Genomic DNA, 544 nt, shown 5'->3' on the forward strand with positions numbered 1-544 from the left:
TCTTTCTCTTCAACAACGAAAATTAGAGCTAGAAAAGCAGATATTTTATGCCTTAAAGACACATATTTTTGCTAAGGATTTATTCTTTAATGGTCAAAAAGATATGATTAAATATAAGCTAAAAGATGTTTCAAATATGTATCAACCAGAAACAATTACTGCTACTCAAATGTCTACCAACGGCTATAAAGTTTTTGGTGCAAATGGATATATTGGTCACTACTATAACTTTAATCATAAAGATGACGCAATTACTATATGTGCAAGAGGTGCAAGTACAGGAGCTGTTAATTTTGTTCCTGGACCTGTATGGATAACCGGAAATTCAATGGTAGTTGATATTGATTCTAAACTTATCAATCAATTATATTTTTACTATTATCTAACCACTTTAAACTTAAAAAAATATATTACAGGTGGAGCACAACCTCAGTTAACAAAAGAAATTTTAAATGGTATAAATGTTAATTTAATACCTATAAATATTCAAATAAAAGTTGCCAATATATTAGTTCTGAAACTGTCAAATTTTTTGTGTAAATAG

The 544-nt window shown here is 27.9% G+C and carries 1 protein-coding gene; it reads left to right on the forward strand.

What is annotated here, in order from left to right:
* A partial coding sequence (locus FC45_RS07480; protein ID WP_201780509.1) for a restriction endonuclease subunit S occupies positions 1-544 on the forward strand: 544 nt, incomplete at its 5' end.

Origin of the sequence: Lactobacillus jensenii DSM 20557 (assembly GCF_001436455.1) — a bacterium.
Classification (GTDB): Bacteria; Bacillota; Bacilli; order Lactobacillales; family Lactobacillaceae; genus Lactobacillus; species Lactobacillus jensenii.